This window comes from Enterobacter cloacae complex sp. S3 (assembly GCF_014930495.1).
GTDB classification, from domain to species: Bacteria; Pseudomonadota; Gammaproteobacteria; order Enterobacterales; family Enterobacteriaceae; genus Enterobacter; species Enterobacter asburiae_B.
Window position 1 is genome coordinate 108,908 of the sequence record NZ_JADBRD010000004.1, and the last position, 22,351, is coordinate 131,258.

20 protein-coding genes are annotated in these 22,351 nt (G+C 62.5%); 8 read left to right on the top strand and 12 right to left on the bottom strand.

The annotated features are described in order from the left end of the window. Nucleotides 1–19 precede the first annotated feature (19 nt). The gene (locus IM317_RS00830; protein ID WP_033144905.1) at nucleotides 20–1,015 is read right to left on the bottom strand and encodes an ABC transporter permease; all 996 of its coding nucleotides are present in this window, start codon (nucleotides 1,013–1,015) and stop codon (nucleotides 20–22) included. Then, nucleotides 1,012–2,514, bottom strand: a complete 1,503-nt coding sequence (locus tag IM317_RS00835; RefSeq protein WP_033144904.1) for a sugar ABC transporter ATP-binding protein — start codon at nucleotides 2,512–2,514, stop codon at nucleotides 1,012–1,014. The genes IM317_RS00830 and IM317_RS00835 overlap by 4 nt, the downstream gene beginning before the upstream one ends. Nucleotides 2,515–2,673: 159 nt before the next feature. Here IM317_RS00835 and IM317_RS00840 point away from each other — a divergent pair, with 159 nt between their 5' ends. From IM317_RS00840 to IM317_RS00855, 4 genes are all read left to right on the top strand, one after another. Then, a complete protein-coding gene (locus tag IM317_RS00840; RefSeq protein ID WP_033144903.1) occupies nucleotides 2,674–3,762 on the top strand; it encodes an oxidoreductase in 1,089 nt (362 codons plus the stop codon). Between the two features lie 57 nt (nucleotides 3,763–3,819). After that, complete coding sequence (locus IM317_RS00845) at nucleotides 3,820–4,563, top strand: SDR family NAD(P)-dependent oxidoreductase (RefSeq protein WP_032661029.1); 744 nt, start codon at nucleotides 3,820–3,822, stop codon at nucleotides 4,561–4,563. Nucleotides 4,564–4,746: 183 nt separating this feature from the next. Next, on the top strand, nucleotides 4,747–5,043 hold the full coding sequence (locus IM317_RS00850) for a type II toxin-antitoxin system RelE/ParE family toxin (RefSeq protein ID WP_033144902.1): 297 nt from the start codon (nucleotides 4,747–4,749) through the stop codon (nucleotides 5,041–5,043). Then, entirely contained in the window at nucleotides 5,024–5,428 is a 405-nt protein-coding gene (locus IM317_RS00855; protein WP_033144901.1) for a helix-turn-helix domain-containing protein, read from the top strand. Before IM317_RS00850 ends, IM317_RS00855 begins: the two co-directional genes overlap by 20 nt. On the opposite strand, the gene IM317_RS00860 is transcribed toward IM317_RS00855, so the two are convergent. The 7 genes from IM317_RS00860 to entC form a co-directional block, all read right to left on the bottom strand. Then, nucleotides 5,425–5,622 (bottom strand): YbdD/YjiX family protein, encoded by a 198-nt coding sequence (locus IM317_RS00860; RefSeq protein WP_006809671.1) that lies wholly within the window; start codon nucleotides 5,620–5,622, stop codon nucleotides 5,425–5,427. The two genes, IM317_RS00855 and IM317_RS00860, sit on opposite strands and share 4 nt — an antisense overlap. Before the next feature lie 96 nt (nucleotides 5,623–5,718). Continuing rightward, nucleotides 5,719–7,824: a pyruvate/proton symporter CstA gene (cstA, locus tag IM317_RS00865; RefSeq protein ID WP_033144900.1), complete on the bottom strand. Its 2,106-nt coding sequence runs from the start codon at nucleotides 7,822–7,824 to the stop codon at nucleotides 5,719–5,721. 149 nt (nucleotides 7,825–7,973) lie between these two features. Continuing rightward, entirely contained in the window at nucleotides 7,974–8,387 is a 414-nt protein-coding gene (gene entH, locus IM317_RS00870) for a proofreading thioesterase EntH (RefSeq protein ID WP_023310710.1), read from the bottom strand. A 1-nt stretch (nucleotide 8,388) separates the two neighbouring features. Then, nucleotides 8,389–9,144: a 2,3-dihydro-2,3-dihydroxybenzoate dehydrogenase EntA gene (gene entA, locus IM317_RS00875; protein WP_033144899.1), complete on the bottom strand. Its 756-nt coding sequence runs from the start codon at nucleotides 9,142–9,144 to the stop codon at nucleotides 8,389–8,391. Further along, complete coding sequence (locus tag IM317_RS00880; protein ID WP_033144898.1) at nucleotides 9,141–9,995, bottom strand: isochorismatase; 855 nt, start codon at nucleotides 9,993–9,995, stop codon at nucleotides 9,141–9,143. Before IM317_RS00880 ends, entA begins: the two co-directional genes overlap by 4 nt. Before the next feature lie 10 nt (nucleotides 9,996–10,005). Then, entirely contained in the window at nucleotides 10,006–11,616 is a 1,611-nt protein-coding gene (entE, locus tag IM317_RS00885; RefSeq protein WP_033144897.1) for a (2,3-dihydroxybenzoyl)adenylate synthase EntE, read from the bottom strand. 9 nt (nucleotides 11,617–11,625) lie between these two features. After that, entirely contained in the window at nucleotides 11,626–12,801 is a 1,176-nt protein-coding gene (gene entC, locus IM317_RS00890) for an isochorismate synthase EntC (protein ID WP_033144896.1), read from the bottom strand. A 188-nt stretch (nucleotides 12,802–12,989) separates the two neighbouring features. Between entC and fepB the strand changes: the two genes are divergently transcribed. Then, a complete protein-coding gene (gene fepB, locus IM317_RS00895; RefSeq protein ID WP_033144895.1) occupies nucleotides 12,990–13,949 on the top strand; it encodes a Fe2+-enterobactin ABC transporter substrate-binding protein in 960 nt (319 codons plus the stop codon). An 83-nt stretch (nucleotides 13,950–14,032) separates the two neighbouring features. Here the strand turns inward: fepB and entS are convergent, their stop codons facing one another. Then, nucleotides 14,033–15,268 carry an enterobactin transporter EntS gene (gene entS / locus IM317_RS00900; RefSeq protein ID WP_033144894.1) on the bottom strand — a complete coding sequence of 412 codons (1,236 nt, stop codon included), beginning with the start codon at nucleotides 15,266–15,268 and terminating at the stop codon, nucleotides 14,033–14,035. A gap of 108 nt (nucleotides 15,269–15,376) precedes the next feature. Between entS and fepD the strand changes: the two genes are divergently transcribed. The 3 genes from fepD to fepC are packed head-to-tail and all read left to right on the top strand — an operon-like array spanning nucleotide 15,377 to nucleotide 18,167. Further along, nucleotides 15,377–16,381 (top strand): Fe(3+)-siderophore ABC transporter permease, encoded by a 1,005-nt coding sequence (gene fepD / locus IM317_RS00905; RefSeq protein WP_033144893.1) that lies wholly within the window; start codon nucleotides 15,377–15,379, stop codon nucleotides 16,379–16,381. Continuing rightward, entirely contained in the window at nucleotides 16,381–17,370 is a 990-nt protein-coding gene (gene fepG / locus IM317_RS00910; protein WP_072196612.1) for an iron-enterobactin ABC transporter permease, read from the top strand. The genes fepD and fepG overlap by 1 nt, the downstream gene beginning before the upstream one ends. Next, nucleotides 17,367–18,167, top strand: a complete 801-nt coding sequence (gene fepC / locus IM317_RS00915; RefSeq protein WP_033144891.1) for an iron-enterobactin ABC transporter ATP-binding protein — start codon at nucleotides 17,367–17,369, stop codon at nucleotides 18,165–18,167. Before fepG ends, fepC begins: the two co-directional genes overlap by 4 nt. 108 nt (nucleotides 18,168–18,275) lie before the next feature. On the opposite strand, the gene entF is transcribed toward fepC, so the two are convergent. After that, nucleotides 18,276–22,133 (bottom strand): enterobactin non-ribosomal peptide synthetase EntF, encoded by a 3,858-nt coding sequence (gene entF / locus IM317_RS00920; RefSeq protein ID WP_033144890.1) that lies wholly within the window; start codon nucleotides 22,131–22,133, stop codon nucleotides 18,276–18,278. After that, nucleotides 22,130–22,342: an MbtH family protein gene (locus IM317_RS00925; RefSeq protein WP_033144889.1), complete on the bottom strand. Its 213-nt coding sequence runs from the start codon at nucleotides 22,340–22,342 to the stop codon at nucleotides 22,130–22,132. Before IM317_RS00925 ends, entF begins: the two co-directional genes overlap by 4 nt. Between the last annotated feature and the right edge of the window lie 9 nt (nucleotides 22,343–22,351).

The window sequence follows — 22,351 nt, forward strand, 5'->3', positions numbered from 1 at the left end:
TTTTTATCCCGTTGTGTTGTCAGCGTTTTTGTATGTAGGTAATCGCCAGCGCTACCGCGAGCACCAGCCCTTTTATAATGTCCATGGCGTAATACGGCACGGAGAGCATCACCAGCCCGTTCGACAGCACGCCGAGAATGACCGCCCCAACCAGGGTTCCCAGCGCGTTCGGCTTGCCGGATCCGGCCAGCGAGAAGCCAATCCACGCCGCCGCCACCGCATCCATCAGGTATCCGCCGCCCGCATTCACCTGCGACGAGCCGATGCGTGAAGCCAGCAAAATCCCGCCCAGACCCGCCAGCAGCGAGGCAATCACGTAGGCCGCCACCTTGTAGCGCGTGGTGCGAATGCCGGAGAGGCGCGCCGCTTCGGGGTTGCCGCCGATGGCGTACATGCGTCGGCCATGCGTAGTGAGCGACAGGCCCAGCTGCGCCAGCACGGTCACCACCAGCATGACGATCACGATGGTCGGCACCTGCCCCAGCAGGCTGAACGCCGCCGGAATGATCCCTTCCGCCATGTCGCCGCTCGGCAGCACCATGTTCTCGGTAATCGACCCGCCGTAGCTGTAGGTCATCGCCACGCCCTGGATCACAAACAGGCTGGCAAGCGTCGCGAGCATGTCCGGAATGCGCAGGATGACGATCAGAAAGGCGTTAAACAGCCCCACCAGCGTGCAGAGCGCGAGGGTGATCAAAATCGACTCGGTGGTGCCAAAACCGTGCCAGACGAAAAGCGAAATCACCAGCGCGTTCGCCAGCGAGGCGGTGGATCCCACGGAGAGATCGAACCCGCCGATGGTCAACGAGATCGACACGCCAATGGCAATCACCGTCACGATGGCAATCGAGCGCAGGATATTGATGATGTTGTTCGGATCGAGGAAGCTGTCCGACGCCAGGCCAAAGACGGCCACCAGCGCGACGACGGTTAACAGCATGCCCCACCTGTAGAGAAAATCGAAAATCTGCTGGCGGCCAGACGCCGCCGCGTTCACTGAAAGGGCCTTGCTCACGACGCCGTTCCTCCGGTTGAATAATAAAGTAGTGTCTCTTCGCGGGCCTCGGCCCCGGCGATTTCCGCCACGATGCGCCCGTCCCATAGCACGCAGATGCGGTCGCATAGCCCGACCAGCTCGGAAAACTCGCCCGAGGCGTAAATCACCCCTTTGCCCTCGCGCGCCAGGCCGTCAATCAGCTGGAACAGATCGGTTTTGGCCTTCACGTCCACGCCTTTGGTCGGCTCGTCGAATATCAGCACGCTGGCGTCATTGCGCAGCCATTTACCGATGGCGACCTTCTGCTGGTTGCCGCCGGAAAGACGGCGCAGCACCTGCCCCGGCCCACGCGCGCGCACGCCGATGCGGGCGATGACCTCTTCCGCCCAGCGCCACGCCTGACGATGGCCAAACAGGCCCCAGCGCGAAAAGCTGTTATCGGCGCACACGGCGAGGTTCATGCTCACCGGCTCGTCGATAAAAATGCCCTCTTTCCGCCTCTCCTCCGGCACCAGCGCCAGACCGCGCAGCACGGAGTCGGCCGGGTCGCGCGGCTGCCAGGATTGATGATTCAGCTCACCGCGCGCCACGCGGCTTTTGCTGGCGCCAAACAGCGCCTTGCAGAGTTCGGTTTTCCCCGCCCCCGCCAGCCCGGCAATCCCGAGAATTTCGCCTTTGCGCAGGTGCAGGGAGATATCTTTCAGCAGCGCGTCGTCGTGAAGCCCCTCAACGCGTAACAGCGTTTCGTCGCCGTGCGGCGGCCGCGCGGGCGGATAGATATCGCTCAGCACGTGGCCGAGCATCTTCTCGACGATCGCTTCGCCGCTAAGATCGGCCATCGGGCCGGACTCGATCAGCTTGCCGTCGCGCAGCACCGTCAGGGTGTCGCAGATGGCCTTCAGCTCGTGAATGCGGTGAGAGATAAACACCACGCCGATGCCCTGCTGCTTTAAGCGTCTCACTACCTCAAACAGGCGCTCGCTCTCGTGCGCGTCCAGCGGCGCGGTGGGTTCATCAAGAATCAAAAAACGGCAGTGATGGGACAGCGCCCGCGCCAGCAAAATCTGCTGCTTTTCGGCCAGCGAACAGCCGTCGATGGAACGGCGAACGTCCAGCGTCACGTCGAGCTGCGCCAGCGCCTGTCTCGCCTGCTGGCGGATCGCGCGCCAGCTGAAGCGATGCCCCGGCAGCGCCAGCTGGTCGAGCATGATGTTTTCGGCAATGCTTAACCCCGGGATCAGCGCTACGTCCACTTCCTGCTGCACAAGGTGGATCCCCAGCCGTTTGGCATCGAGCGGTTCGCGGATGCTCACCGGCTGGTTGTTGATGCTGATCTCGCCCTCATAGTGGTCGTGCGTCCCGCACAGCACCGCCATCAGGGTCGATTTTCCCGCGCCGTTGGCACCGGTCAGCGCGTGTACGGATCCGCCGGTTAAGGTGAAATTCACGCGCGACAGCGCCTGAAAGCCGGAAAAGGCCAGGCTGATACCGCGCATCTCAAGGCGACTGGAAACCATCCGCGTAAATCCTTCATTACTCTTCTGATTTATCGAATTTTTCACAGCTCTGGTTGACTGACAACGACGGAAAAGGCATAAGTTAAAGCGAAATATTATTAGCCATCCGGATGTCCAGACATAACATCGGGTTAGCGCTTCCGCAAAAAGGACACCATCATGAGCAACACCGATATCCGCGTCGTGCCTGGCCCGGCGAACTACTTCTCTCATCCCGGAAGCCTTGCGCAGCTGGATAACTTCTTTACCCCGCAGCAGCTCTCCCGCGCGGTGTGGATTTACGGCGAGCGCGCTATCGAAGGCGCGCGCCCTTTCCTGCCCGAGAGCTTTAACGCGCCGGGAGCGAAACGCCTGCTGTTTAAAGGCCACTGCAGCGAGCGCGACGTCACCCATCTGGTGAATGAATCCGGCAGCGACGCCAGCGTGGTGATTGGCGTCGGCGGCGGCGCGGTGATGGATACCGTCAAGGCCGTGGCGCGCCGCTTAGGGGTGCCGTTTGTGGGCATCCCCACCATTGCCGCCACCTGCGCGGCGTGGACCCCGCTCTCCGTCTGGTACAACGATGCCGGTCAGGCGCTGCATTTTGAGATCTTCGACGACGCCAACTTCCTGGTGCTGGTGGAGCCGCAGATCGTCCTTAACGCTCCGGCGGAGTATCTGCTGGCGGGCATCGGCGATACGCTGGCGAAGTGGTACGAAGCGGTGGTATTGGCACCTGAGCCGGAGAACCTGCCGCTGACCGTGCGGCTGGGCATTAACGGCGCGCTGGCGATCCGCGACGTGCTGCTGGCGCGCAGCGAAGAGGCGCTGGCCGACCAGCAGCGCGGCGAACAGACGCAGGCGTTCCGGGACGTGGTGGATGCAATCATCGCCGGCGGCGGGATGGTCGGCGGCCTGGGCGAACGCTATACGCGCGTGGCGGCGGCGCATGCGGTACACAACGGCTTAACCGTGCTGCCGCAGACGGAGAAATACCTGCACGGCACCAAGGTGGCCTACGGCATTCTGGTGCAGAGCGCCCTGCTCGGCCAGGACGACGTGCTGGCGCAGCTGGTGACGGCTTACCAGCGTTTTAACCTGCCGACCACGCTTCGCGAGCTGGACGTCGACATCAATAACCGCGACGAGCTGGATCGGGTCATCGCCCACACCCTGCGCCCGGTGGAGTCGATTCACTATTTACCTGTTACGTTAACGCCTGACGTTCTGCGCGCCGCGTTTGAGAAAGTAGAATCCTTCAGCCGTTGATCGCGCCGACAGGCTATACCTAATGATGATTCTTACCACTCTCGTAACGAGGTCATCATGCAGATCGATTTAACAGGTAAAAAGGCGCTGGTTACCGGTGCCAGCCGCGGGTTGGGTCGTGCGATTGCCCTGTCGCTGGCGCGCGCCGGTGCGGATGTGATTATTACGTATGAAAAATCTGCCGATAAAGCCCAGGCGGTCGCCGATGAGATTAAGGCGCTGGGACGACACAGCGAAGCCGTGCAGGCCGACAGCGCCAGCGCGCAGGCGATTCAGGATGCCGTCACCCATGCGGCGCGTTCTCTTGGCGGGCTGGACATTCTGGTCAACAACGCCGGGATCGCGCGCGGCGGCCCGCTGGAGTCTATGACGCTGGCGGACATTGACGCCCTAATCAACGTCAACATTCGCGGCGTGGTGATCGCCATTCAGGAAGCGCTGGTGCACATGTCCGACGGCGGGCGCATTATCAACATCGGCAGCTGTCTGGCAAACCGCGTGGCGCAGCCGGGCATTGCCGTTTACTCGATGACCAAATCGGCGCTGAACTCCCTCACCCGCGGGCTGGCCCGTGATTTAGGGCCGCGCGGCATTACCGTTAACCTGGTGCACCCCGGCCCCACCAACAGCGATATGAACCCGGAAGACGGGGAACAGGCTGACTCTCAGCGTCAGCTTATTGCTTTGGGTCATTACGGTCAGCCGGAAGACGTCGCGGCGGCGGTCACGTTTCTTGCCAGCCCGGCGGCCGGGCAGATCTCCGGCACCGGCCTGGATGTGGACGGCGGTTTGAACGCCTGATCGCAATCTCCCTGCAAGCCTCTGTCGCCCGGCAGAGGCGTTTCCGAGCATCCTCGACGGTTCGCGTTTTGCCGCTTTCTCCGGTTATTTCCCCGCTCTACAGTACCCCATTAGAAATTCGGAATTTATCTAATAGCCTTATTATTTCCTTATACTTTGTGTGGGCGTACAGTGGAGGTACGGATGAAGATTGTCTGGTCAAAGAATGCAAAGAAAGAGTTTTTCAAAATCGATGGCCGATATCAGCGAAGAATCAAAACAAAACTTGCTGAGCTGGACGATCGCTCAGCTCCCCGGCCCGATATCAAAAAAATATCGGCAACAGAAAATCAATTCCGGCTACGCGTTGGCGATTACCGCATTCTGATTACACTTCGGGACGATCCCGATAACCATTGTTATGTTTTGGCCGTCAAGCGCAGAACATCAACGACCTACCTTCACGAGGAGAAAGCCCCCTATGGCTGTTCAGCTAATTAAGGACGATGACGGAAAAGCGCAGTACGTCGTTATTCCCTATGATGAATACTTTCGTATGTGCTTACAGATGGCAGAAATCGACGACGAAACCGATGATGATCTAGAGGATATTGAAGTCGAACACGATTGTTATGATGACGTAGGATTACCTGGTGAAGTGTGCGACGTCATGCATAACGAGAACGTCAGCCTGCAGGCCGCGTGGCGTATCCTGCGCGGCATGTCCCAGCAGGAGGTGGCGGAAAAACTCGGCATCACCCAGTCCGCCGTGTCGCAGCTGGAAGCGCTCGACTCCCGTCCGCAAAAGCGCACCCGTGAAAAGCTGGCAGCGATCTACGGCTGCAGGCAGGAACAGATCAGCCTCTATTTACCGAAAGAGGGTTAACAGCACTTCGCCCCGCCCTTGCCGCCGTAGCGGGCGTCCTGGCGGTCGCGGAAAAATTCTTCGTAGGTCATGGGCGTCTGGTCCGGATGGTTGACGCGCATATGCTCGACGTAGTTGTCGTAGTCCGGCACGCCAATCATCATTTTGGCGGCCTGGCCCAGGTATTTACCTGCTTTGGATAGAGTGTCGAACATAATCAGTTTCTCGTTTGTTTCCGGCCCTCTCCCGGAGGGTGAGGGCGGAGAAGAAATGTAGGCCGGGTAAGGCGAAGCCGCCACCCGGCAAACAGGTTAGTGCGCCCCTTTCGCCTGGGTCACAATCTCTTCCAGGTTTTCAGGCATCGGCTCGTACGGTGTTTCTTTCGCCGTTGGCTGATCGTTTTTCAACGCCGCGAGCGCGGTCTTGAGAGAATACAACGCCAGCACCACGACCACCACCATAAAGAAGATGGTCAGCCCGGCATCCAGACGGTTGTTAAACACCAGTTGGGACAGCTGCGACTCGGTGTACTGCGCCGGGATCTTGCCGCTGTCGATCATCGCCTGGAACTTGTTGGCGATCGCCAGGAAGCCCACCTTGTTGTCCGGGCTGAAGGCTTTCTGCCAGCCCGCCGTCAGGGTACAGATCAGCAGCCACGCGGTTGGCACCAGTGCCACCCACGCGTAACGCTGGCGCTTCATCTTGAACAGCACCACCGCGCAGAGCATCAGCGCCATGCCTGCCAGCATCTGGTTGGCGATACCAAACAGCGGCCACAGGGTGTTAATCCCGCCCAGCGGATCGACTACCCCCTGATGCAGGAAGTAGCCCCACGCCAGCACGCACAGCGCCGTCGCCAGCAGGTTAGCCGGGAGCGAATCGGTACGCTTCAGGTTCGGGGAGATCACCCCCAGCAGGTCCTGCAGCATAAAGCGCGCCGCACGGGTTCCTGCATCCACCGCCGTCAGGATAAACAGCGCCTCGAACAGGATGGCGAAGTGATACCAGAACGACACGTCCATCAGCCCGCCCAGCGCGCCGTGAAGAATATACGCCATGCCGACCGCCAGCGTCGGCGCTCCGCCCGCACGGGAGATAATCGACTGCTCGCCCACTTCACTGGCGATGCTCGTCAACGTATCAGGGGTAATCGCAAAGCCCCAGCCGCTCACCACCTGCGCGGCGGACGCCACCACGTCAACGGTGCCAGCCGGTGCCAGTACCGCCATCGGGCTGTTCATCGCGAAATACACGCCCGGGTCGATGATACAGGCAGAGACCAGCGCCATGATGGCGACAAAGGATTCCATCAGCATGCCGCCGTAGCCGATCAGGCAGGCCTGATTTTCATTCGCCAGCATCTTCGGCGTGGTTCCGGATGCGATCAGCGCGTGGAAGCCCGACACCGCGCCGCAGGCGATGGTGATAAACAGGAACGGGAACAGGTTACCGGTCCAGACCGGGCCGGTACCGTCGATGAATTTGGTTAACGCAGGCATGGTCAGGGTCGGACGCATAATCAGAATGCCGATCGCCAGCCCGACGATGGTGCCGATTTTCAGGAACGTAGAGAGATAGTCACGCGGAGCCAGCAGCAGCCATACCGGCAGCACCGCCGCCACAAAGCCGTAGCCCACCAGCATCCAGGTCAGCTGGACGCCGGTAAAGTCGAAGAACGGCGCCCAGGTCGGGCTTTCCGCCACCCAGCCGCCGGAGATAATGGCGAACACCAGGAATACCAGGCCAATTACCGACACCTCACCAATGCGGCCCGGGCGCAGGTAGCGAATATAAATCCCCATAAACAGCGCCAGCGGAATGGTGAAGGCAACGGTATAGGTCCCCCACGGGCTGTGGGTCAACGCTTTCACCACGATCATCGCCAGCACCGCGAGGATGATCACCATGATCATAAAGGTCGCCACCAGCGCAATTACCCCGGCGGTTGCCCCCATCTCCTCTTTCACCAGCTCACCCAGCGAACGCCCGTCGCGGCGGGTCGAGACGAACAGCACCATAAAGTCCTGCACCGCGCCCGCCAGCACCACGCCCGCGAGGATCCAGATCATCCCCGGCAGGTAACCCATCTGCGCCGCCAGCACCGGCCCCACCAGCGGGCCCGCTCCGGCAATCGCCGCAAAATGGTGACCGAACAGCACTTTTTTGTCGGTCGGCACGTAGTCCAGCCCGTCGTTATGGCGGACGGCAGGCGTCATGCGCGTCGCGTCAACGCCCAGAACGTTCTTTGCGATATAGCGGCCATAAAAACGGTACGCGATCAGATAAATGCAGACGGAGGCGACAACGATCCAGAGCGCATTGATCTGCTCCCCCCGGTTGAGGGCGATGTAGCCCAGGGCAAAGGCTCCCACAACGGAGAGCCCTGCCCATATAAGGTATTTCCCTGAGTTGTTCATAGTTGTTGTCCGTTGTTGTGAAACAGTGAGATGTTACATTTTGTTTCTAGAACAACCGGAAAAATTTAACAACTTTGAAACGCAATAATGCGTGGTCAAACCAGAGATTTACACCACAGTGTTAAGCCGATCACTTTGATCTGCCTGGCTTAGCCCAACACCATCGTACTCAACCGACAGGTGCAGCACCGCCGCCCCTGCTCGTCGAATACCACAATCTCCCAGCTCTGACTCGAACGCCCCAGATGCAACGGCTGGCATACCCCGCGCACTTTGCCGTGAGAGACCGCACGATGGTGCGTGGCGTTAAGCTCCGTCCCCACCACGCTCTGCCCGTCGCGGGTCATCAGAAAACCGGCCATCGACCCCAGCGTTTCCGCCAGCGCCGCCGACGCGCCGCCGTGCAGCAGGCCAAACGGCTGATGGGTACGCGCATCCACCGGCATCTCCGCTTCCAGCGTGTCGTCGCCGAGGCGGGTATAGACGATACCGAGATGCGCCACCAGGGTGTTCAGGCTGGTCGCGTTCAGCTCCTCGAGCGGTAAATGACGTTTCCAGATCATCTTACGCCCCCAGCGTGGAGCCGCCGTCCACCACGATATCCTGCAGGGTGATATGGCTGGCGGCATCGGAAGCAAGGAACAGCACCGTGCTGGCAATCTCCTGCGGACGAGCGATTTTGCCCAGCGGAATGCCGAGCTTGAACTGCTCGCCAAAGCCGCGAATACGCTGCTGCTCCGCGTCGTCGCTTTTCCACAGGGTGCGCTGCATATCGGTGTCCGTTGAGCCCGGCGACACCAGGTTACAGCGCACGCCGCTGCCCGCCAGCTCCAGCCCGACGGTCAGGGCCAGGCTTTTCAGCGCCGCCTTCGACGCGCCGTAGGCGCTCATGCCGATGCGCGGCGCGTGCGCCGCGTCGGACGCCACGGTGACTATCGCCCCGCCCTGCTGACGGCGGAACTGGCCCATCGTCTGCTGGAACAGGTTGAACGCGCCGCCGACGTTGACCGCGAAGGTCTGCTGCCAGTCCTCCTGCGAAAGCTGGTCCGTCGCCCCCATGCGCAGAATGCCCGCCGCGTTGACCAGCACGTCCAGCCGTTCAAGCGACGCCAGCGCCCGCCCGCACACTTCATGCACCTGCGCGGCATCCGCCACGTCCAGGGTTTCAGTGGCGAACGGATAATCCCCCAGCGGAAAAGCCAGATCGAAGCCGGTCACCCGTGCGCCCGCCTCCACAAACGCCAGCGCCGTCGCGTAGCCAATCCCCTTACCCGCGCCCGTCACCCAGACGGTTTTACCGGTGAAATCCAGCCCCATCACTTCACCTCGCGGGACAGCAGCGCCCACCAGGCGTCGATGGTTGGATTTTTGGCCAGCATCACGAAGTCAATATCGCCGTGCACTTTGCGCCAGCGGGCGGCCAGCGCCATCATGCGCACCGAGTCCAGGCCGTAGTCGATCAGGTTTTCGTCATCCATCGGCTCGTCGGACTCGTCCAGCAGCGGCAGGATCAGCTCACGCAACGCGGCTTTGGTCGCCGGAACGGACGGCAGCAGCTCGTCGGTCATCACCACGCGGCCCGAGCGTCCGGCCACATAGTTCAGCGACATCAGGTGCTCGTCACGGGTGAAATCCGCCAGCGCGTCGGCGATAAAGAACGGTTTGATGTCGCGCATAAAGGCATCGGTGGCGGTGGTCATACAGCCGATGTGGGCGTAAACGCCGGTAATCAGCAGCTGGTTGCGTCCGGTTTCTTTCAGCATCTGCTCCAGCGGCGAGCGGTGAAACGCGCTGTAGCGCCACTTCACCAGCACCGTGTCCGCTTCGTCCGGGGTCAGTTCGCGGACAATGCGCTGCTGCTCCGGCGAGCGGGTCAGGCCCGGCCCCCACATGTCGTTCAGCAGGGCGCGGTCTTCGTCGCTCTGCTCTTTCGGCTGAGCGGTGTAGTACACGGGAATATTGTGCGCTTTGCAGTAAGCGCGCAGTCTGGCGATATTCGCCACCACCTGCTGCATCATTGCGCTGTTTTCGCCCCAGAAGTTCAGGAAATACTCCTGCATATCGTGGATCAACAGCGCGGCACGTTCAGGCTCAAACGCCCAGTTTACTTTACTGGTCGGCAACTCTGCGGCGGTCGGCAGCGCGTAAGCGGTTAATTTTGGAATGGCCATACTCTGTTCCTCAGCCCCGGGCGCGTTCAGCAAGCCACAGGCGCAACTGTTTCTTATCGACTTTGCCGACCGGCGTCAGCGGGAGCGCATCCACGCTCTCCACGCGGTCCGGCAGCTTGAATTCGGCAACGCCCTGCTCGCGCAGGAAGCGGCGCACCTCGACCGCGCGCAGGGGCTGTTTCACCACCAGATACGCACAGCTTTTTTCGCCCAGCAGGCTGTCCTCCATGCTCACCAGCGCGGCGTGGATCACCGCCTCGTGGCGCAGCAGCAGGTTTTCAATCTCTTCGGCGGCGATCTTCTCGCCGCCGCGGTTGATCTGATCCTTCTCGCGCCCCTGCACGGTGATGTAGCCCTGCTCGTCGATGGCGATCAGATCGCCAGAGCAGTAAAAGCCGTCGGCGTCAAAGGCGCTGGCGTTGTGTTCCGGGCTGTTGAAATAGCCGCGGAAGGTGTACGGCCCGCGCGTCATCAGACGCCCGACCTCACCGCGCGGCAGCGGGTTGCCGTGTTCGTCCGCCACCCACACTTCGTCGTCCGGACACATCGGGCGACCCTGGGTGTTGATGATGCGCTCCGGCAAGTCGTCGAGCGCGGTGTAGTTCACCAGCCCTTCCGCCATGCCGAACACCTGCTGAAGCTGGCAGCCGATTTCCGCCGGAATGCGCGCCGCGAGCGTGGCGGAGAGGCGTGCGCCACCCACCTGCAGCAGCCTGAGGGATTTGAGCTGCGCGTTGCCCGCGCCGTCGGCAATCGCCTGCAGCCAGAGGCTTACCGCCGGAGGAACCAGCGAGGTGACGTTAATCTGATGCCGTTCAATCAGCGGGAAGCAGAGCGTGGCGCTCGGATCGTTCGCCAGCACCACGCAGCCGCCGGCGGTGAAGACGCCTAACGATCCCGGCGAGCTCATGGCGTAGTTATGCGCCGCGGGCAGCGCGTTCAGATAACGGGTGTGTGTATTGATTCCGCAGATCTCGTTGCTGCGGCGGATGCTGTAGTCGTAGTCGTTGTGCGTGCGCGGGATGAGCTTCGGCGTGCCGGTGCTGCCGCCGGAAAGCTGGAAAAACGCCACTTCGTCAGCGGGCGTCGGGTTCGGAATGAAGTTATCCGCCGGACGCGCAATCGCCGCTTCCAGGGCGTGTTCGTCCTTATCGCCGCGCAGCAGTACAAGGCGTACCGAGCGATGCGCATCCACAAAGGCGTTGAGGAAATCATCGCCCGCAAACAGCGCGTGGTCGCGATCGCCAATCAGCACGGCGGGTTTGATCTGCTCCGCGTAGGCGTTCAGCTCGCTGCGCTGATGGCTAAAGAGCGCGTTAACCGGCGCGACGCCAATTTGCAGCAGCGCAAAGAAAGTGACGTAGAACTCGGCCACGTTACCGAGCTGCACCAGCGCGGTCTCGCCGCGCTGCAGCCCGCGCACCTGAAGAGCGGACGCCAGGTTGTTCACCGCCTGATTAAACGCGCGGTAGGTGATGTGCCGCTCGCCGTCGACAATCGCCACGGCATCGCTTTCAGCGCGATCCGTCAGGATGTGGGTCAGCGGCAGATCCTGCCAGTAGCCTTTTTCGCGGTAGCGGCGGGCGAATTCCTCAGGCCAGCGGGTAAAGGGAATGGTCATGAGCGATCCTTAGTGCAAGCCAAACACGTTGAGCATGGTGGAGAGCTTCACGCCCGTTTCGCGCCATTCGCCCACCGGCGAAGAGGCAGGCACAATGCCCGCGCCGGCAAACAGGCGAACGCTATTTTCGCGAAGACGCGCGCAGCGGATGGTCACCACCCACTCGCCGTTGCCTTCGCTGTCGCACCAGCCGACGATGCCGCCGAACAGCTCGCGGTCGAACGGCTCCAGCTCGGCGATCAGCTCTTTTGCCGCCTCATGCGGGAAGCCGCTCAGCGCCGGGGTCGGGTGCAGCAGGCAGGCCAGAGTCAGGGCGTTTTCGTTTTCACGCGCGTCACCTTCAACCGGCGTCGCCAGATGCCACAGCGTCGGCGTGGTGATGAGCTGCGGGGAAGACGGCATGCTCAGGTGGTGGCTTCGCTGTGCCAGAATGGCCTTCATCGCCTGGGTTACGAGATCGTGCTCGTGACGGTCCTTTTCGGAGGCCAGCAGCTTATTGCCCGCTTCGCGATCTAATACGTCGTCCGGCTGACGACGCGCCGAGCCTGCCAGCGGCAGCGAGCTAAAGTGCGCGCCCTCTTTACGCAGCAGCAGTTCGGGGCTGGCGCCGAGCAGCACGCCGCCGTCTTCCAGCGGCACGTGGAAGTTAAAGCTCGCCGGGTTCTGGGCGATCAGCCTCTCCATCAGCGCGCCGCTGTCCATGTGTTTGTCGGTCGCGATATCAATCAGACGCGACAGCACCACCTTGTTCACCTGCGGCGTGGCGGTAAGCGACGCGGCGCGAGCGACCATCTCTTCAAACACGGGCTGCGGCGGGATCTCGGTGCGTTGTTCCACCTTCAGCGCCTGCGAGCCGGAAAAATAGCGTGCGGACTGCTGACGTGCCGGACGGGAAAAGGTCTGCCAGCGCTGCGGAATAAACAGAGAAGATGGCTTGCGGGTATCGAACGGAATAGCCCCCACCATCACCGGATGAGCGATACCGTTAGCTTTCGCATTCCGGAAGGCCTGGGCTAATTTTTGCTGGAATTGCCCGGCCGGATCGTCACCGCCGACGGCGGGTTCAGAGAAGCGGGCAAAACAGCCTGAGGTAGTAAAACTGCGGTAAGGCGACATAAAGAAAAAGCTGTCTGATTGCAGCGTGGTCGCGGTGTGCTGAACTTCCTCAGCCAGGGACGTGTCCATATCATCCTCCTCAAAATGATAAAAGAAGCAATAATGATTATCATTTATATTTTCGTCGGCTAACCTAATCCCACATCGCTTCGCTGTCAACCGTCGGACAAATAACTTATGCGACAAAAGCTTGCATCCCTTCGCATCAACCATGAAAATGAGAAGCATTATCTTCAACAAAAACAGGATGTCGCGCTGTGAAATTCCCTGCCCTATTCCGTAATACCCTGCTTTTATCTGGACTTTTTGTTTTAGGACTTGCCTCAGCCGTTGCCGCCGACTGGCCGCGTCAGGTGACCGACAGCCGTGGCGTTCACACGCTTGAGAGCAAACCGACGCGCATTGTCTCCACCAGCGTGACCTTAACCGGCTCCCTGCTGGCGATTGACGCGCCGGTCGTTGCCAGCGGCGCGACCACGCCGAACAACCGCGTGGCGGATGCGCAGGGCTTTTTGCGTCAGTGGGGTGATATTGCGAAACAGCGCAAGGTTGCGCGGCTGTACATTGGCGAGCCGAGCGCCGAAGCGGTTGCCGCGCAAATGCCGGATCTGATTTTGATCAGCGCTACCGGCGGGGATTCCGCGCTGGCGCTGTACGATCAGCTCTCCGCCATCGCCCCAACGCTTATCATCAACTACGACGACAAAAGCTGGCAGGAACTGCTGACGCAGCTGGGCAGCCTCACCGGGCAGGAAAAACAGGCCGCAGAGCGCATTGCCGCGTTTGATAAACAGCTCGCGCAGGTGAAACAGCAGATGAAATTGCCGCCGCAACCGGTGAACGCCATCGTCTACACCGCCGCCGCGCACAGCGCCAACCTGTGGACTGCGGAATCCGCTCAGGGCAAGCTGCTGCACCAGCTGGGCTTTACGCTTGCGGAGCTGCCCGCCGGACTGCACACCTCAAAAAGCCAGGGCAAACGCCACGACATCATCCAGCTGGGCGGTGAAAACCTGGCGACGGGGCTGAACGGCGAAGGGCTGTTTGTGTTTGCCGGCGATCGGAAAGACGTGGATGCGATTTACGCCAACCCGCTGCTGGCGCATTTGCCGTCGGTGAAAAACAAACGGGTCTGGGCATTGGGAACGGAGACGTTCCGCCTGGATTATTACAGCGCGGTGTTGGTGTTGCAGCGTTTAGAAGCAATCTTTGGGTAACAGCTGCGCCCGGTGGCGCTTCGCTTACCGGGCCTACGAGTGCAAAATGTAGGCCGGGTAAGGCGCAGCCGCCACCCGGCAAATCACACCGGAGCACTCTCCTGCCTGAACCGCCGCAATTCCACCAGCGCCACTAACAAAATCACGCCAATAATTGCCAGTACAAACCCGCCGCAGCTCGCCGAGGCCACCGGAGTCATCATCGCCCCCAGCCCGCCGAGGATCGCCGCGCCAATCGCATCGCCCGTGACGTTCTGCGCCGTCCACAGGCCGTTAATGCGCCCGAGCATCCCTTCCGGCGTCTGGGTCTGGATCAGGGTGTACTGCAAAAGCGAGCTGATGGCGCTCAGCCAGCCGAAAATCACCAGACACAGCACCCCGAGCGCCCACACCGGCATCAGGCTGAAGAAGCCGATGGCGATAAACGAGGCCAGCGTGGCAAGCAGCATAATCAGCCCCGGACGCGCGTTCTGCGCCAGGTTGCCGCTGGTCAGCGCCCCGCACGCCGCGCCGAGCGGAATGGCAGCGTAGAGAATGCCAATCTCCGAGGCGCTCATCTGCCACTCTCCCGCCAGCGCCGGGTAGAGCACGCGCACGGCGCTCGCCATGGTCAGCAGGCCGCCGAGCAGCGCAATCCCGCCAATCAGCGGGTTGCTGAACAGGAAACGAATCGCGGCCATCAGCGATTTCAGCGGATGCTCGCGCGGCTGCGGCGGAGGCGGCAGCAGCGGCAGGCGCAGCAGCGTCAGCGTGGTGATAAAGGTTCCCGCCGCCGCAAGCCCGTAGTTCCAGGCCACGTTGCCGGTCGCCAGCAGCAGGCCGCCCACCATCGGCGAAATCACCGAGCCCAGACGCACGGTGAGCATGGTGATCGCCCCCGCCTGCATCAGGTTCTCGCGCCCGACCAGCGCGGGCGTCGCCGCCAGCAGCGCCGTCACGCCCAGCGAGGCGAAGAAACCGTCCCACAGCCCCAGGGCATAAATCGCGATCAGCGACGGCTCCGGCAGCATCGCGTTCAGACACAGCCCAATAAAGCCCACGCCGCAGGTGCCGCGCGCCAGCAGGATCAGCTTTTTACGCTCGTAGCGGTCCGCCAGCACGCCGCCGACCATCAGGCCGATGAACATCGCCCCGCCGGTTAAGGTGACGGATAACCCCACCAGCCAGCTGGAGTGCGTCATGGTCTGGATCTGGACCGGCACGGCGACGCCAAGCAGCCCGAGGGACAAAATGGAGATAAAGCGAGCGATAAAAACGGCGCGATACGCCGGATGCGTTTTAAGCAGGCTGAGATTGAGCAGCCAGGATTTTTGATTCATGACAAAGCCTTGAGTCTATTTCTACCCATTCCATGGGCGCACATGCTAACATAGCCAAATAAGATAGATAACGATAATCACTATCATTATCAAATCATGGATGTTGCTATGTCGTTTTCCTCTTCTTCGGTGCGCGCCGTTGCCGTGCCCGTTTTATTGCTGCTGTTGATCCTTGCGGCTGCACTCAGCCTGCTGGTCGGCGCGAAGCCGCTGCCCGCGTCCGTTATCGTTGATGCGCTCTCCGGCACCTGCCAGAGCGCCGACTGCGTCATCGTGCTCGACGCCCGTCTGCCCCGCACGCTTGCCGGACTGCTGGCCGGTGGCGCGCTCGGCCTTGCCGGTGCCCTGATGCAAACCCTTACCCGTAACCCGCTGGCGGATCCCGGTATTCTCGGCGTTAACTCCGGCGCCAGCTTTGCCATCGTGCTCGGCGCGGCGCTGTTCGGGTTGACCTCGCCCTCCGAACAGCTGGTGATGGCCTTCTGCGGCGCGCTGGCCGCCTCGCTGGTGGTCGCCTTTACCGGCAGCCAGGGCGGCGGGCAGCTGAGCCCGGTACGCCTGACGCTTGCGGGCGTGGCGCTCGCGGCGGTGCTGGAGGGCTTGTCCAACGGCATCGCCCTGCTCAACCCGGACGTCTACGACCAGCTGCGCTTCTGGCAGGCCGGCTCGCTGGATATCCGCACCCTCGAAACCCTAAAAGTGGTGGCGATCCCGGTCATTATCGCCGCCGCCGTGGCGCTGTTTTTAAGCCGGTCGCTCAACAGCCTGAGCCTCGGCAGCGACACCGCGACCGCCCTCGGCAACCGCGTGGCGCGCACGCAGCTGACTGGACTTCTGGCCATCACGATTCTGTGCGGCAGCGCGACCGCCGTGGTCGGTCCGATCGCCTTTATCGGCCTGATGATGCCGCACATGGCGCGCTGGCTGGTGGGGGCGGATCACCGCTGGTCGCTGCCGGTGACCCTGCTGGCGACCCCTGCCCTGCTGCTGTTTGCCGACGTGCTGGGCCGCCTGCTGGTGCCCGGCGAGCTGCGCGTCTCGGTGGTCAGCGCCTTTATCGGCGCGCCGGTGCTGATTTTCCTGGTACGCCGTAAACGCGGAGGTGGCGCATGATGGCCCCGTCCCGTCGTTTACTCACCAGCGTATGCCTGCTGACTATCGTCATTCTGCTGCTGGCTGTCTGGAGCCTGCGCAGCGGCGCGGTGACGCTCGACTTTACTCAGGTATTCAACGCCCTGCTCGGCAGCGCGCCGCGCAACATCACCATGGTGGTGACGGAGTGGCGACTGCCGCGCGTGGCGATGGCGATTCTGGTCGGCGCGGCGCTCGGCGTGAGCGGTGCGATATTCCAGTCGCTGATGCGCAACCCGCTCGGCAGCCCGGACGTGATGGGCCTTAACACCGGGGCCTGGAGCGGCGTGCTGGTGGCGATGGTGCTATTTGGTCAGCACCTGACGGCCATTACCTTTACGGCGATGGCGGGCGGCATTCTGACGTCATTACTGATCTGGGCGCTGGCCTGGCGCAACGGTATCGACACCTTTCGCCTGATCATCATCGGGATCGGCATCCGCGCCATGCTGATGGCCTTTAACACCTGGCTTTTACTGCAGGCCTCGCTGGAAACCGCGCTCTCCGCCGGGCTGTGGTACGCCGGATCGCTCAACGGCCTGACGTGGGGCAAAACCTGGCCCGCCGCGCCGCTGATTTTGCTGATGTTTATCGGCGCGCTGCTGCTGGTGCGGCGCATGCGTCTGCTGGAGATGGGCGACGACAGCGCCTGCGCGCTGGGCGTGGGCGTCGAGCGCTCGCGCCTGATGCTGATGCTGGTCGCCGTACTGCTGACCGCCGCCTCCACCGCGATTGCCGGGCCAATCTCGTTTATCGCCCTCGTGGCACCGCACATCGCCCGGCGACTTAGCGGCACGGCGCGCTGGGGATTAACCCAGGCGGCGCTGTGCGGCGCGCTGCTGCTGCTGGCCGCCGATCTCTGCGCCCAGCGGCTGTTTATGCCTTATCAACTGCCGGTGGGCGTGGTGACCGTCAGCCTCGGCGGGATTTACCTCATCGTCTTGCTCGTTCAGGAGTCACGCAGGAAATGACTGATTCAACCACCCGCTTGCGCGGCGAAAACTTAACCCTCTGCTACGGCAAAAAAATCATTGCCCGTGACTTATCCGTCGCCATTCCGGACGGCCATTTCACCGCGATTATCGGCCCGAACGGCTGCGGCAAATCGACCCTGCTGCGCACCCTGAGCCGCCTGATGACGCCGGCTGAAGGCAGCGTGTTCCTCGACGGGGAGCAGATCCAGCGCTTCGCCAGCAAAGAGGTGGCCAGACGCATCGGTCTGCTGGCGCAAAACGCCACCACGCCGGGCGACATCACGGTGCAGGAGCTGGTCTCGCGCGGGCGCTACCCGCATCAGCCGCTGTTTACCCGCTGGCGCAAAGAGGATGACGAGGCGGTGAACCGCGCGATGCTGGCGACGGGCATCACCGATCTCGCCCAGCAGAGCGTGGACACCCTCTCCGGCGGACAGCGTCAGCGGGCGTGGATCGCCATGGTGCTGGCGCAGGAAACGTCGATCATGCTGCTGGACGAGCCGACAACCTGGCTCGACATCAGCCATCAGATTGACCTGCTGGAGCTGCTGAGCGAGCTGAACCGCACGCAGGGGTATACCCTGGCGGCGGTGCTGCACGACTTAAACCAGGCGTGCCGCTATGCGACGCATCTGATTGCGCTTCGCGACGGTGAGATCGTGGCGCAGGGCGCGCCGAAAGAGATTGTAACGCCGGAGCTGATCGAGCGGATCTACGGCATGCGCTGCATGATTATTGACGATCCGGTGGCGGGTACGCCGCTGGTGGTGCCGCTGGGCAAGCGTGCGGTCTGATGCCCTCACCCCGGCCCTCTCCCACAGGGAGAGGGAGCAAACCCAACAAACATCAACCACGGATGCGTAGGCCGGGTAAGGCGTAGCCGCCACCCGGCGCTTTTGACGTTACCCCAATATCTCCCTCAACACCGGCCCTATCTTCTCAAACGCCTGCGGTGAAATGATATCCACGTGGGCGCAGTCCTGGCTGTACACCTCAAGCTCCGCCACCCACGGCGCCCAGGCGACCTGCGGATCCATCGTTCGCGTGCGCTCGGCGACAAACAGCGTCGCTTTGCCGTCAAAGCGCGCGCTGCGCGCCGTGGTGAGCAGCCGCACCGCGTCGGCGTAGTTGCCCTCGATAGCGTTAAACAGCTCGCTGGAGCCCTGACCCTGCTGGGCGGCGATAAACGCCCGGCGCTCGCGCTCGATTTCCGCCAGCACCTCGGGGTCGAGGCCGTTGGCCTCTTTCTCCGACCAGTTCTGGGTTTCCGGCGGCCAGGTGTCCAGCAGGCCGAGGAAGGCCACCGCTTCACCCTGCTCGCGCAGACGGGCGGCAATACCCTGCGCCAGCGTGCCGCCGAGGGAATAGCCGAACAGATAATACGGCCCCTGCGGCTGCTGTTTACGCAGCGTAGCCAGATGATGCTCAATCACCCCATCCAGATCCGCACGCTGCTGCATTGGACCGTCCGGACGCGGCGACTGAATGCCGACGATGGACCAGCGCGGGCTGAGGTAGCGTGCCAGGACGCTAAACTGCCAGGCAAAGCCGGACGCCGGGTGGAAACAGAACAGCGTCGGGCCGTCGCTTTCGCGCAGCGGAAGAAGGGTTTCATACCCCAGTCGCTGCGCCTGCTCGTCGCTCATCTGCGAGTCCAGCAGCGCGCTGAGCTTGCTCACCGTCGAGGCGACCATTATCTGCCCCGGCGTGACCCTGCGGCCAAACGTGCGGCTGAGCTGTGCCGCCAGGCGCATCGCCAGCAGCGAGTGTCCGCCGAGGGCAAAGAAATCGGCGTCGATATCGTTCACCTCGCAGCCCAGCAGGACAGAAAACGCCTGCGCGACGGCGATTTCGGATTCGTTTTCCGGCACGCGTCCGGAGGTTTTACTCGTCAGCTCCGGCAGCGGCAGCGCCTTGCGATCCAGCTTGCCGTTCGCACTGAGCGGCAGCGCGCTGATTTGCAGCAGCACCACCGGCACCATATGCGGCGGCAGCTGTGCTTTTAGTGCTTCCATCAGCGCGTCGAGATCCAGCGGTAAGCCGGATTCGGAAACCACATACCCCACCAGCTGGCGGGCATCGCCGCCGGTGGCTGCCGCCTGGTTGAACACGCAGGCGTGCGCCACGGCCTGGGCCACGTCCGGCAGCGACAGCATCGCCCGGTCGATTTCGCCCAGCTCGATGCGCTGTCCGCGGATTTTTAACTGGTCATCGCTGCGGCCGAGATATTCCACCGCGCCGTTGTCCAGCCAGCGGGCAACGTCGCCGGTGCGGTACATCCGCTCGCCCGGGGCGAACGGGTCGGCAATAAAGCGGCTGGCGGTGAGGTCCGGACGGCCCAGATACCCCTGCGCCAGCTGAATGCCGGTGAGATACAGATCGCCCGCCACGCCGAACGGCACCGGGCGCATCATCGCATCCAGAATGCGCAGCCCCGTGTTCCACACCGGGAAGCCGATCGGCACGCTGTTGCCTTCCACCGCCGCCAGCTCGGGGCCAAACGCCGGATACCAGCTGACGTCCACCGCCGCTTCGGTTGGGCCATAGAGGTTGTGCAGCGGCGCACGGGTGAGCTGCTCCCACTCGCGGCACAGCCCGGTCGGCAGCGCTTCGCCGCTGCAGAACACCTGCTTAAGCGTCGTGCAGCAGTCGACGTTTTCCGGCGTCAGAGAGGCGACAAACGCCGCCAGCATCGACGGCACGAAGTGGGTAGTAGTCACGCCGTACTGCGCGAAGAAGCTCTGCATCGCCTGCGGGTCGCGGTGCGCGTCCGGCTCGGCCATCACCAGCTTCGCCCCGGCGATAAACGGCCACCAGAACTCCCACACCGACACGTCAAAGCTGCACGGCGTTTTCTGCGCCACCACGTCAGTCGCGTCCAGCGGGTAGTGGTCCTGCATCCACTTCAGGCGGTTAACGATGGCGGTATGGCCAACCATCACCCCTTTCGGACGCCCCGTCGAACCGGAAGTAAAGATGATGTACGCCGTCTGCTCCGGCTTCGCCAGTCGCAGCGGTTTTGCATCCGCAGCCGGTAAAAGGGTGTTGTAACTAAATGCACTAATCGGCAGATCGCTAAAGCGCGGAAGCTGCTCGTCGGTAGTAATGAGCAGGGATGGCTTCGCGTCTTCCAGCATCATCCGCAGGCGGTCGTCCGGGTAGCCGGTGTCGAGCGGCAGCCACGCGGCGCCGGCCTCGACGATGCCGTGCAGCGCCAGCGTCAGGAAAACCGAGCGCGGCAGGGCCACCGCCACGCTGTCGCCCGGCTTCACGCCGCGCGCGCGCAGGAGGTTTGCCAGCGCAACCACCTGCTCGCGCATCTGGCGGTAGCTGAGCTCAATATGCGCGTCCGCCAACGCGGGGGCGTCCGGCGTTTTGCTCGCCTGCTCCGCCACCAGATCCGCCAGCGTGGTGGCCGGCAGCGCCAGTCCGGTATCGTTGATGCGCGCAAGCCTCTGGTATTCCTGCTCTGAAACGGTTTCCACTTCGCCGCAGCGCAGGTCCGGGTTGGCCGCAAACTGCATCAGCATCGCGTTCAGGCGCGCGACGTGACGGGAAAGCGTCGCCTCATCGTAACGCTGCTTACTGGCGAGGATCTCAATGCTCAATCCGCCCTGTTCGTCCGGGAACAGCGCCAGTTCAAGGTCGTTCACCGGGCCGGTGGCCAGCGTGTGGGTGATGGCCTCCACGCCGTCGATATCCAGCTGATAATCAAACACCTTCACGTTCAGCACCGGGCCAAACAGGGCTTCTTCGCCTGCGGCACGCCCGCTGTCGCGCACGATCTGCTCGGCGTCGTAGCGCTGGTGGCGGCGCATTTTTTTCAGCTGATTGGCCAGGCGCAGCGCCAGCTCCGGCAGGCTCTCCTGCGGGTTGATATTCACCCCCAGCGGCAGGACGTTGAGCACCGGCCCGGTCGCGGTCAGCGCGGCGGAGCCCATGCGGCGCATAAAGATAAACCCGGCGGCGTAGTCCAGCCTTCCGGTCAGGCGGCCCAGCCACAGCGCCACCAGCGCAAGGGCCAGATCGGTACGCTGCGCCTGCCCTGCCGCCTGTGCAAGCTGGCTAAAGGCGCGACCGTCGGCGGCGATTTTGAGGCGCAGAATATCGGTAGTGGCGGCGCGTCCCGGCAGCGGCGCGGAAGAGAGCGAGACCGGAGAAGGAAGCTGCCTGCGCTGCTCCGCCCAGAAGGCGCCGTCGCGCTGATACGCCTCGCTGTCGCGATAGCGCTGATACTCTTCCACCACTTCGGCAAATGGCGTAAACGGGGAGTCAGGAGTCGGTTCATCCTTTTTCCACGCGGCGTAAATCGCGGCGATCTGGCGGGTAATGGCCGGGAAGCTGAAGCCATCCACCACCAGATGGTGATAGCGCTGATACCAGTACCAGTGGCTTTCACCCACCTGAATCAGCTGGTGAAACGCCAGCGGCTGACCGCTGTCGACGCGCAGGTTCTGGTTGAGATCGGCCTCCATCAGCGCCACGGCATCTTCGTGAGAGGCAACGCGAACGATGGACGGCTCCGGCAGAATGAGAGTGTCATCCACCCACTGCCACACCTCGCCGTTATCCTCGGCAAAACGCATCCGCAGGGTATCGGCCTGCATCATGCCCTCAGCGATGGCTTTTGCCAGCAGCGGCGCGTCGATATCGCCTTTCAGCTCGGTGTAGTGCGCCACGCTCCAGGCGTTTGGCAGCGTGGACAGCTGCTCCGCCATCCAGATACCCGGCTGGGCGGCGACGAGGGGAAGACGGTTCATGCGTTCTCCCCCGCAAAATGAGACGGTTCAAGCGTGCGCCAGTGCCCGGCCAGCCACTGCTGGCACGCCTCCTGAGACTGCGCTTCGCACACCACGCGCCACCCCGCCGGCAGTTCGCACTGATGCGGCCACAGGCTGTACTGCCCCTGGTCGTTTTGCAAAATGGCGAACTGTCCCTGCGGATTATCGAAAGGATTGCTGAATTCCATACAGACTCC

What these genes read in the sequence shown, in the direction of transcription:
- entF (WP_033144890.1), bottom strand. Translation starts at nt 22,133, where the DNA reads ATGAACCGTCTTCCCCTCGTCGCCGCCCAGCCGGGTATCTGGATGGCG.
- IM317_RS00835 (WP_033144904.1), bottom strand. Translation starts at nt 2,514, where the DNA reads ATGGTTTCCAGTCGCCTTGAGATGCGCGGTATCAGCCTGGCCTTTTCC.
- entC (WP_033144896.1), bottom strand. Translation starts at nt 12,801, where the DNA reads ATGGACACGTCCCTGGCTGAGGAAGTTCAGCACACCGCGACCACGCTG.
- IM317_RS00845 (WP_032661029.1), top strand. Translation starts at nt 3,820, where the DNA reads ATGCAGATCGATTTAACAGGTAAAAAGGCGCTGGTTACCGGTGCCAGC.
- fepC (WP_033144891.1), top strand. Translation starts at nt 17,367, where the DNA reads ATGACTGATTCAACCACCCGCTTGCGCGGCGAAAACTTAACCCTCTGC.
- IM317_RS00880 (WP_033144898.1), bottom strand. Translation starts at nt 9,995, where the DNA reads ATGGCCATTCCAAAATTAACCGCTTACGCGCTGCCGACCGCCGCAGAG.
- cstA (WP_033144900.1), bottom strand. Translation starts at nt 7,824, where the DNA reads ATGAACAACTCAGGGAAATACCTTATATGGGCAGGGCTCTCCGTTGTG.
- entH (WP_023310710.1), bottom strand. Translation starts at nt 8,387, where the DNA reads ATGATCTGGAAACGTCATTTACCGCTCGAGGAGCTGAACGCGACCAGC.
- IM317_RS00855 (WP_033144901.1), top strand. Translation starts at nt 5,024, where the DNA reads ATGGCTGTTCAGCTAATTAAGGACGATGACGGAAAAGCGCAGTACGTC.
- IM317_RS00850 (WP_033144902.1), top strand. Translation starts at nt 4,747, where the DNA reads ATGAAGATTGTCTGGTCAAAGAATGCAAAGAAAGAGTTTTTCAAAATC.
- IM317_RS00925 (WP_033144889.1), bottom strand. Translation starts at nt 22,342, where the DNA reads ATGGAATTCAGCAATCCTTTCGATAATCCGCAGGGACAGTTCGCCATT.
- IM317_RS00840 (WP_033144903.1), top strand. Translation starts at nt 2,674, where the DNA reads ATGAGCAACACCGATATCCGCGTCGTGCCTGGCCCGGCGAACTACTTC.
- entE (WP_033144897.1), bottom strand. Translation starts at nt 11,616, where the DNA reads ATGACCATTCCCTTTACCCGCTGGCCTGAGGAATTCGCCCGCCGCTAC.
- IM317_RS00860 (WP_006809671.1), bottom strand. Translation starts at nt 5,622, where the DNA reads ATGTTCGACACTCTATCCAAAGCAGGTAAATACCTGGGCCAGGCCGCC.
- fepG (WP_072196612.1), top strand. Translation starts at nt 16,381, where the DNA reads ATGGCCCCGTCCCGTCGTTTACTCACCAGCGTATGCCTGCTGACTATC.
- entS (WP_033144894.1), bottom strand. Translation starts at nt 15,268, where the DNA reads ATGAATCAAAAATCCTGGCTGCTCAATCTCAGCCTGCTTAAAACGCAT.
- fepD (WP_033144893.1), top strand. Translation starts at nt 15,377, where the DNA reads ATGTCGTTTTCCTCTTCTTCGGTGCGCGCCGTTGCCGTGCCCGTTTTA.